The organism is Pseudomonas sp. GW704-F2, assembly GCF_059423025.1.
Genome location: NZ_JBWKXO010000038.1, coordinates 45,084 through 54,048 on the forward strand (window position 1 = coordinate 45,084; position 8,965 = coordinate 54,048).

An 8,965-nucleotide genomic window follows, 5' to 3' on the forward strand; every position below is an offset into this window, starting at 1 on the left:
GGGCCGGATCTTCAGAACCGGTCGCAGTGGTCGCCACAGCCACCGGCGCATCGTTCACCGCAGTGACAGTGATAGTGCCGTTAGCTGGGGTCGAAGTCAGCGGGTTGGTGCCATCAGCATTGCCACTGTCGGTCGCGGTATAGGTGAAGTTCGCCGTGCCGTTGAAGTTTTCGTTCGGTTTGAAGTAAACAGTCGCTTCGCCATTGACCGCATCAATCGAGCCAGTCACCGGTTTGGTCATGGCAGCATCGGTGTAGAACGTGCCATTGGTTGGCGTGCCGACAGTGAACGATTTCACGTTGTCCACGCCGTCTACGTCGGTGGCCGAAAGCTTGACTTCAATACCCTGGGCCGAATCTTCAGAGCCCGTCGCAGTGGTCGCCACAGCCTCAGGCGCGTCGTTGACCGCCGTCACAGTGACAGTGCCGTTAGCCGGCGCAGAGGTCAGCGGGTTGCTGCCATCCGCGTTGCCGCTGTCGGTCGCGGTATAGGTGAAGTTCGCGGTGCCGTTGAAGTTTTCGTTCGGCTTGAAGTACACGGTGGCTTCGCCATTGACCGCGTCAATCGCGCCAGTCACCGGCTTGGTCATGGCAGCGTCGGTGTAGAACGTGCCGTTGGCCGACTCGCCGACGGTGAACGATTTCACGTTCGCCAGGCCATCCACATCGGTCGCGCTCAGCTTGACCGCAATGCCTACGCTTGGATCTTCAGTCCCGGTTGCAGTGGTCGCGATCGCTTCTGGTGCATCGTTGACCGCCGTCACAGTGACAGTGCCGTTAGCCGGAGCAGAGGTCAGCGGGTTGCTGCCGTCAGCGTTGCCGCTGTCGGTCGCGGTATAGGTGAAATTCGCGGTGCCGTTGAAGTTTTCGTTCGGCTTGAAGTAAATCGTGGCTTCGCCGTTGACCGCGTCGATCGAGCCGGTCACCGGTTTGGTCATGGCCGCGTCGGTGTAGAACGTGCCATTGGTTGGCGTGCCGACAGTGAACGATTTCACGTTCGCCAAGCCATCCCCATCGGTCGCACTCAGTTTGACCGCAATGCCCTGGGCCGGATCTTCAGCTCCGTTCGCTGCGACCACCACTGCCACCGGCGCATCGTTAACCGGCGTCACCGTCACGTCCAGCGTGCTGCTCGAACCGGTATTGGTGGTGTAGCCAATTTGCGGCACTTCACCGTTGTAATCCTTGACCGGGGTAAACGCATACGCACCATCCGCACCGATGGTGACGGTACCGACACCTTCGACAATGGCGGTTTGGCCTGCGTTATACGTGGTGCCGCCAACGGTGAACGTCGCGACGGTCAGCACGTTGTCGATGTCGCTGTCATTGCTCAGCACGTTGCCAGTGGCGACTTGCTCCTCGGCAACCGTGTTGGTGTCTGCGACCAGCACGCTCGGGTTGTCGACAGCGATCACGGTGGTAGTGGCGGCTTCCGGGTTGATCGCCAGGTTTTCGTAGTTACCGCCGCTTGCACCGGTAATGGTGGCGCTGACGCTCAGGTCTTTGCCGTCGGCCAGGTTTGCCGGCGTATCGACGCTGACGGTGCCCGTGGTTTTACCGGCTTCGATGGTGATGGTGGTGTTGTTGGACAGCGTGATGGTGACGTCGGTCTGCGCGGCGTTGTTCACGGTCGCGGTATAGACGATCTTGCCGCCCTCATCGACCGACGCGTTCGCGCTCAGCGTGACGGTGGTGGTGTCGATGGTGTCATTGATCTGCGTAACCGCCGGCGCCGGGTCGGTGGTGATGATCAGGTTGCCGCCGCCGGACGTGCCGGTGATGGTGGCGGAGATCGACGAGGCATCCAGGTAAGGCGTGTCATTGCCCGCGAACGTGACGTTCAGCGCGCCCGCGGTCTGGCCGGCGGGGACCACGACAGACAAGCCGTTGGACAAGGTGACGGTCAGGTCACTGGTCGGCGCCTGGGTGACAAACACGGTGTAAACCACGACGCCGCCGGCTTCGGTGATGCTCGGCGTGGCGGTCAAGGTGATGGTGACGCTGCGCGGATCGAGGCTGTTATCGGCAGCGGCAGTGAACAGGCCGGTCGCGGCATCAGCGGCATTCAAGCCGTTCGTTGGATAACCGATAGTAGGGTCAACCGTGCCTGCGGTGGCCTCCAGCACGACAAAGCTGTGGCCACCGCCCACGGCGCCGTCCGCGCCAGCGGCAGTCGGGCCGGCAGCAGTGGCTTCAAGGTCTTGGGTCGGGTCGGCACCGGCAGCGATGGCTTGCTGCAGTTCGGCAACAGAGGGTGCTTCCTGGGCAGTGGCGGCACTCAGGTCGGTCACTGAGTCAGGCGTGTTCGCGCTCCATTGCGTGTCGCGCCCCAGGTCAAGGGTGCGGCCATCGGCAAGCTCCAGCGACACGGAGCCGGCAGGACCGGTTTCCACCTGCTCCCCTGCAAACAAACGATCCCCTTCTACCAGCAGGCGACGAATCCCTTCCGGGGATACCGCAAACACTTGACCGACAATGCTTTTGACGACCGCAACGCTGCTCATAAAAGACTCTCCGTGTATTACCGTTCAGGGGGCATCCATCATGGAGACCGGCCTTTCTCTCTAGTGCCGATTCAATAGCTGGAGTACGTTAAACCCATGTAAAAAATTTGGCGTCAATATTTTGGTGTTTTGCTCGACGAATTACTTTTCCGTCAAGGTATTGACCTATTTGGCGCCATCCTAAACAATCCGCCCGGTAATGTCACATTGATATTTACACGGCATCGCGACTTTCTGTTTGCACCGTCCAGCACTCATGACAAGCAGTGATTTCGGTTGCCAATCCAATGCACTATTTAAAGTTTGTTGCGGTTTTCCAGGCAACCAATCCCCAGGGAAGAATCACAATGCGTTTGCACTTATTCAAAGCTTTGCCTTTTGCTCTAGCCGCCAGTTTCGTACAGGCTCAAACCCTGACAGAGGCGATGCAGAAAGCGGTGGAAGTCCATCCGGAGATCCAAGCGGGTGTCAATGCGCGCATTGCTGCTGACTACCAAGTCGACGCAGCCAAAGGCGGCTACTTGCCTAAAGTCGACTTGCTGGGCGGTTATGGCCGTGAACGCTCGGACAACACCACCACCCGCGCCGCCAGCAACAGCCACGATTGGAAAACCATGAACCGCGGCGAATCGACCATTCGTCTGCAGCAAAACCTGTTCCAGGGTTTTGGCACCCAAAATGAAGTAGGCCGCCAACAAGCCACTGCCAATTCCCGCGGTTATGCGTTGCTCAACACGACCGAGCGCACCGCCCTGACGGTCGCCCAGGTTTATCTGGATGTCTTGACCCGTCGCGAGATGGTGCAACTGGCAGAAGAGAACCTGAAAAGCCACGAACGCATTTTTGACCAGATCAAATTGCGCACCAGCCGTGGCGTCGGAAGAATGGCGGACATGGACCAGGCCGAAGCCCGTCTGGCTCAGGCTCGAAACAACCTGATCACCGAACAGACCAACCTGGCTGACGCCAATACCAACTACATGAGCGTTGTCGGCCAAGAGCCTGACCAACTGGAAAAGCCAGCGGGCATCGTGACCTTGCTGCCAGCCAGCCTGGATGAAGCACGCCGCCAGATGATTGCCGACAGCCCGGTATTGCGCTCTGCCGAATCGGATATCACCGCCGCTGAAAAGCAGTACGAATCCGCCAAGTCGACCTTCTACCCGCGCTTCGATGCGGTGCTGCAACGTTCGGCCAACGACAACATCGCCGGCGACCCAGGCCATGACAACAGCTATTCCGCCATGCTGAACATGCAGTTCAACCTGTTCAACGGCGGCACCGACAAGGCCAACCTGCAGTCCAAGGCTTCCCAGGCCTCCCAGGCGCTGGACATCCGCAACAACGCCCTGCGTCAGCTGAACGAAGAGCTGGGCCTGGCGTGGAACGCCTACAACAACGCCACCCAGCAGGTGCCGATCGCGCAGGAATACGTGGACCGCAGCACGCGAGTACGTACCTCGTATCAACAGCAGTTCAGCCTCGGTGAGCGTACACTGCTCGACTTGCTCGACAGCGAGAATGAACTGTTCACCGCTCAGCAGCGTCTGGCGCAGATCAAAAACCTGCAGATCTACACGCAGTATCGAATCAAGGCCGACATGGGCCAACTGCTGAGAAGTCAGGGCGTGGTAGCGCCGATGGCATCGGTTGTGCAGAACGATATTAAACCGTCGGTAAACCTGCCAGGGATGAACTGATTCTTGACGGCGTTGGACCACTCAACTGCAGTAAGAGAGAGTCAGCTTGGATTCTGAAATAGGTGTGGCGCAACTCAACCATGACCCGCGCAGTCAGCATGACGACCCCTTGCTGGACGGGTTGTTGACACTCTGCTCACTGCATTACAAACCCGCCAGCCGCGCAATGCTGACCACTGGGCTGCCACTCGCGGCCCAGCGCCTGAGCGCCGAGTTGCTGCCGCGTGCAGCCGCTCGGGCGGGGTTGCAGGGGCGGTTGCTGCAGCGCAAGCTGGAACAGATTCCATCCATCGCACTGCCCGCCATGCTGCTGCTCAAGGAAGGGCGCAGCGCGGTGCTGTTGGGCTGGGAAGGCGACACGGCGCGACTGCTGCTCAGCGAAAGCGACGGCGGCGAAGTACAGGTCAGCCGTGAAACCTTGAGTCAGGATTACAGCGGTCGGGTATTTTTCGCCCAACCGCAGCATAAATTTGACATCACCAGCGGCACGCTGATCCCGCGCGCACGCTCGTGGTTCCGAGACACCCTCAAGCGCTCGCGCTGGCTCTACGCCGACGCAATCGCCGCGAGCCTGGTGATCAACCTGATCGCCCTGGCCGCACCGCTGTTTGTGATGAACGTGTATGACCGCGTAGTCCCCAACCAGGCCACAGCCACCTTGTGGGTGCTGGCCATCGGTATCTGCGGCGCGTACCTGTTCGATCTGCTGCTCAAGAGCCTGCGCAGTTTATGCCTGGACCTGGCGGGCAAAAAAACCGACCTGATCATCTCCGCGACGCTGTTCGAGCGCATCGTGGGCATGGCCATGAAAGTGCGCCCGGCGCGGGTCGGCAGCTTTGCGCAGAACATCCATGAATTCCAGGGGATGCGCGACTTCCTCACCTCGCTGACCCTCGCGAGCCTGATCGACCTGCCGTTCACCCTGATCATCCTGGTGGTGATCGCCATGCTCGGCGGCCACCTGGTGTGGATTCCAATCATCGCCTTCCCGCTGGCCCTGGGTATCGGCCACATGCTCCAGAAACCGCTGACTGCGACACTGGAGCGCACCATGGCCCTGGGCGCCGAGCGCCAGTCGAGCCTGATCGAAACCCTCGCCGGGCTCGATGCGGTCAAGGTCAATAACGCAGAAAGCGAGCGCCAGTATCAATGGGAACAGACCATTGGCACCCTCAGCCGCCTGGAACTGCGGGTCAAGGTGTTGTCGGGCCTGGCCATGAACATCACCTTGCTGATCCAGCAAGTGGCCGGCGTGGCGATGATCATTTTCGGCGTGTACCAGATCATTGATGGCGCCCTCAGCATGGGCGGCCTCGTTGCCTGCTACATGCTCAGCGGTCGCGCACTGGGCCCGTTGGCGCAACTGTCGGGGCTGCTGACGCGCTACCAGCAAGCCAAGGTGACGATGGTCTCGGTCGACCAGATGATGGAGTTGCCGCAAGAACGCAACTACGACGAACGCCCGCTCAGCCGCAAGGCGCTGCAAGGCGCGATGACGTTCCGCGAAGTCGACTTCACCTACCCGAACCAACAAAACCTGGCGCTGCGCGGCATCAACCTGAATGTGCGGGCGGGCGAGAAGATCGGCATCATCGGGCGCAGCGGCTCGGGCAAAAGCTCGCTGGCCAAACTGCTGGTCGGTCTTTACCAGCCGGATTCGGGCTCGTTGCTGGTCGATGGCGTGGACATTCGCCAGATCGATGTCAGCGAATTGCGCCACAACATCGGCTACGTGGCCCAGGACATCCAACTGCTGGCCGGCACCTTACGCGACAACCTCGTATCGGGTGCGCGCTACGTGGACGACGAAATGGTGCTGCAAGCCGCAGAACTGGCCGGCGTGCATGAATTTGCCAGGCTGCATCCGCAAGGCTACGAACTGCAAGTGGGCGAACGCGGGCAAAACCTCTCCGGCGGCCAGCGACAAAACGTCGCCCTCGCCCGTGCGTTACTACTGAACCCACCGATCCTGCTGCTGGACGAACCGACCAGCGCCATGGACAACACCGGCGAAGAGCGCCTGAAACAGCGCTTGCAGTCAGTGATCGAAAACAAGACGGTGATTCTGGTCACCCACCGCGCCTCGCTATTGAGCCTGGTGGATCGCCTGCTGGTGATCGACCGTGGCCAGATACTCGCGGACGGTCCAAAAGCGGCCGTCATGGAAGCGCTGAAAAAGGGGCAGATCAGTGTTGCTTAAATCCGGCCCACGCCGTTTGAAAGACGTCATCTTCGGCTATTTCAGAGGCACTGACTCGCTCGAAGACCAGCCCTTGCCCGAAGTCGAAAAAGCCCTGGTCGACGACGCCCCGCGCATCGTGCGCCTGACCATTTGGGGCGTGATCGGCTTCTTCGTGTTCCTGATACTGTGGGCGCACTTTGCGATCATCGATGAAGTGACCAAAGGCGAAGGCAAAGCGATCCCCTCCTCGCGCATCCAGAAAATCCAGAACCTGGAAGGCGGCATCGTCGCCCAGATCTACGTGCATGAAGGCCAAATCGTCGACGCCGGTGCGCCGCTGGTACGCCTGGACGACACACGCTTTGCCTCCAACGTCGACGAAACCGAAGCCGACCGCGTGGCCATGGAACTGCGTGTGGAGCGTCTCAGCGCCGAAGTCGAAAATCGCCCGCTGAACATTACCGAAGACGCGCGCAAAGCCGTGCCCAACCAGGCGTCGAACGAAGAGTCGCTGTACCTGAGCCGACGCCAGCAACTGTCGGACGAAATCGGCGGGCTGCAACAACAACTGCTGCAACGCCAGCAGGAACTGCGTGAATTCGCCTCCAAGCAGGACCAATACCGCAACAGCCTGAACCTGCTGCGCCAGGAGATCGGCATGTCCGAACCGCTGGTACAACAGGGCGCGGTCTCGCCGGTAGAAGTGCTGCGCCTCAAACGCTCCGAAGTGGAAACCCGCGGCATGCTCGATGGCACCACCCTGGCCATCCCCCGCGCCCAGGCCGCCATCAACGAAGTGCAACGCAAAATCGACGAGACCCGCGGCAAATTCCGCAGCGAAGCGTTGGCTCAACTGAACGAAGCGCGCACCAACCTGAGCAAGGCCCAAGCCACCTCCAAAGGCCTGGAAGACCGCGTCAGCCGCACCATGGTCACCTCCCCCGTGCGCGGTATCGTCAAGCAAATGCTGGTCAACACCGTGGGCGGCGTGATCCAGCCCGGCAGCGACATCGCCGAAGTCGTACCGCTGGACGACACCTTGCTGGTAGAAGCCAAGATCCGCCCGCAAGACATCGCCTTCCTCCACCCCGGCCAGGAAGCAATGATCAAATTCACCGCCTACGACTACACCATCTACGGCGGCCTCAAAGGCAAACTCGAACAGATCGGCGCCGACACCGTGATGGATGAAGAGAAGAAAAACACCTTCTACGTCATCAAACTGCGCACCGACCGCAGCCACCTCGGCACCGACGACAAACCCCTGCTGATCATCCCCGGCATGGTGGCCTCTGTGGACATCATCACCGGCAAGAAGAGCATCTTGAGCTACCTGCTCAAGCCAATCATCAAATCCCGCGCAGAGGCCATGCACGAGCGCTGATAGGGGCATTTGGCTGCGGGAGAAGCGGGTAAATGCAGGGCGAAGGACGAAAACTTGGGTTTTCGCAAAAATAGTCAGATTTCAGGGGTTTACAGAACTTTTTCAATCGCTATAATCGTCGCCCTAACACGCCGGTATAGCTCAGTTGGTAGAGCAACTGACTTGTAATCAGTAGGTCCCGGGTTCGACTCCTGGTGCCGGCACCATACAAAACAAAGCCCTCACAGAAATGTGAGGGCTTTGTTGTTTCTGAAACGTCCATCTTTCGTCCACCCCTGAAAACCTGTAGGAGCGAGCTTGCTCGCGATGAGGCCGTCAAACCCAATGACAATCTTTCGGCCAAGACAACGGGCAGCCTTTCTTAGAACACCACGACCGAAGCAACCTCACCCAAACAGCATCTTTTGCCAGTGATCCTCACCAACAATGGCAATCGAAGCACCCGCCTCCCGCAGCTCCACTGCCTTCATGATCTTCGTTCCGTAGGTACTGTGGCGCCACTGCTCATTACCCACGCTGCCGACCACTAGGTAATGCACCTTCTTACTCACCCCGCCCCCAATCAAACCGCCACGCTCCTCGACCAATGCCTGACAATCTTTGCGTGGCCCAAAGGCCATGACGCCTGTAAATACAAACATTCGGCCATCCCATATCAAATCAGGGGCTGGCGAATTGAACGGAAGGTCCGTAGGAGCAACAGCTCCGCCGACCTTCGATCTCTCAATGCCCACTCCAGAAAAACTACGCAGAATGTTAAGCAGCTCAAGAGACTCATCCGGGTCCAGAGCATTGTCCTGAAGCATCGATGCCAAACGCGAATACAGCAGATTGATCACCGGGTCATTCAGATGGGCGAGATTGTTTTCCAACCATTGCTTTAGAAAAAGCGCTTCGTTGGTGTTCACGACACCGTCCGCCGTAATCCCAGCGGCCAACCCCACCAAGGCATCGGCAGCGCGTTGATCAATGCGGGAACGATGGAAGAATTTGCTGTTTTCGAACTCATTGTGTAGGTCCATTACGAGATTCCTTCGGGTGTTTATTGACTTAGCGCTGAAGCATTACCAATTGAGGAAATGTTGTGTTCAAACCTAGTACTCCTACGTGCGGTACCCCATTTTTGATCAAGAAAATAAATCCGTCCCCTCCTTGTTGGTCCAGACCCCGACGGAGGGAGGGGGGGTTAAGGG

General features: G+C 59.1%; 5 protein-coding genes and 1 tRNA gene. 4 read left to right on the forward strand and 2 right to left on the reverse strand.

Annotation, left to right across the window (positions count from 1 at the left end; genetic code table 11):
* Positions 1-2,506 (reverse strand): retention module-containing protein (locus tag AC07W0_RS24770; protein WP_495029340.1); only part of this gene is annotated, 2,506 nt, incomplete at its 3' end.
* 347 nt (positions 2,507-2,853) lie between these two features.
* Here AC07W0_RS24770 and AC07W0_RS24775 point away from each other — a divergent pair.
* The 4 genes from AC07W0_RS24775 to AC07W0_RS24790 all read left to right on the forward strand — a co-directional run bounded on the left by AC07W0_RS24775 (position 2,854) and on the right by AC07W0_RS24790 (position 7,978).
* The gene (locus tag AC07W0_RS24775; protein ID WP_017848528.1) at positions 2,854-4,206 is read left to right on the forward strand and encodes a TolC family outer membrane protein; all 1,353 of its coding nucleotides are present in this window, start codon (positions 2,854-2,856) and stop codon (positions 4,204-4,206) included.
* A gap of 46 nt (positions 4,207-4,252) precedes the next feature.
* A complete protein-coding gene (locus AC07W0_RS24780) occupies positions 4,253-6,406 on the forward strand; it encodes a type I secretion system permease/ATPase (RefSeq protein WP_102618928.1) in 2,154 nt (717 codons plus the stop codon).
* Positions 6,396-7,772, forward strand: a complete 1,377-nt coding sequence (locus tag AC07W0_RS24785; RefSeq protein ID WP_026140219.1) for an HlyD family type I secretion periplasmic adaptor subunit — start codon at positions 6,396-6,398, stop codon at positions 7,770-7,772. Before AC07W0_RS24780 ends, AC07W0_RS24785 begins: the two co-directional genes overlap by 11 nt.
* 130 nt (positions 7,773-7,902) lie before the next feature.
* Positions 7,903-7,978: transfer RNA gene (locus AC07W0_RS24790), tRNA-Thr, on the forward strand.
* Positions 7,979-8,158: 180 nt separating this feature from the next.
* On the opposite strand, the gene AC07W0_RS24795 is transcribed toward AC07W0_RS24790, so the two are convergent.
* Positions 8,159-8,794 (reverse strand): BRCT domain-containing protein, encoded by a 636-nt coding sequence (locus tag AC07W0_RS24795; protein ID WP_102618927.1) that lies wholly within the window; start codon positions 8,792-8,794, stop codon positions 8,159-8,161.
* Positions 8,795-8,965: the final 171 nt, after the last annotated feature.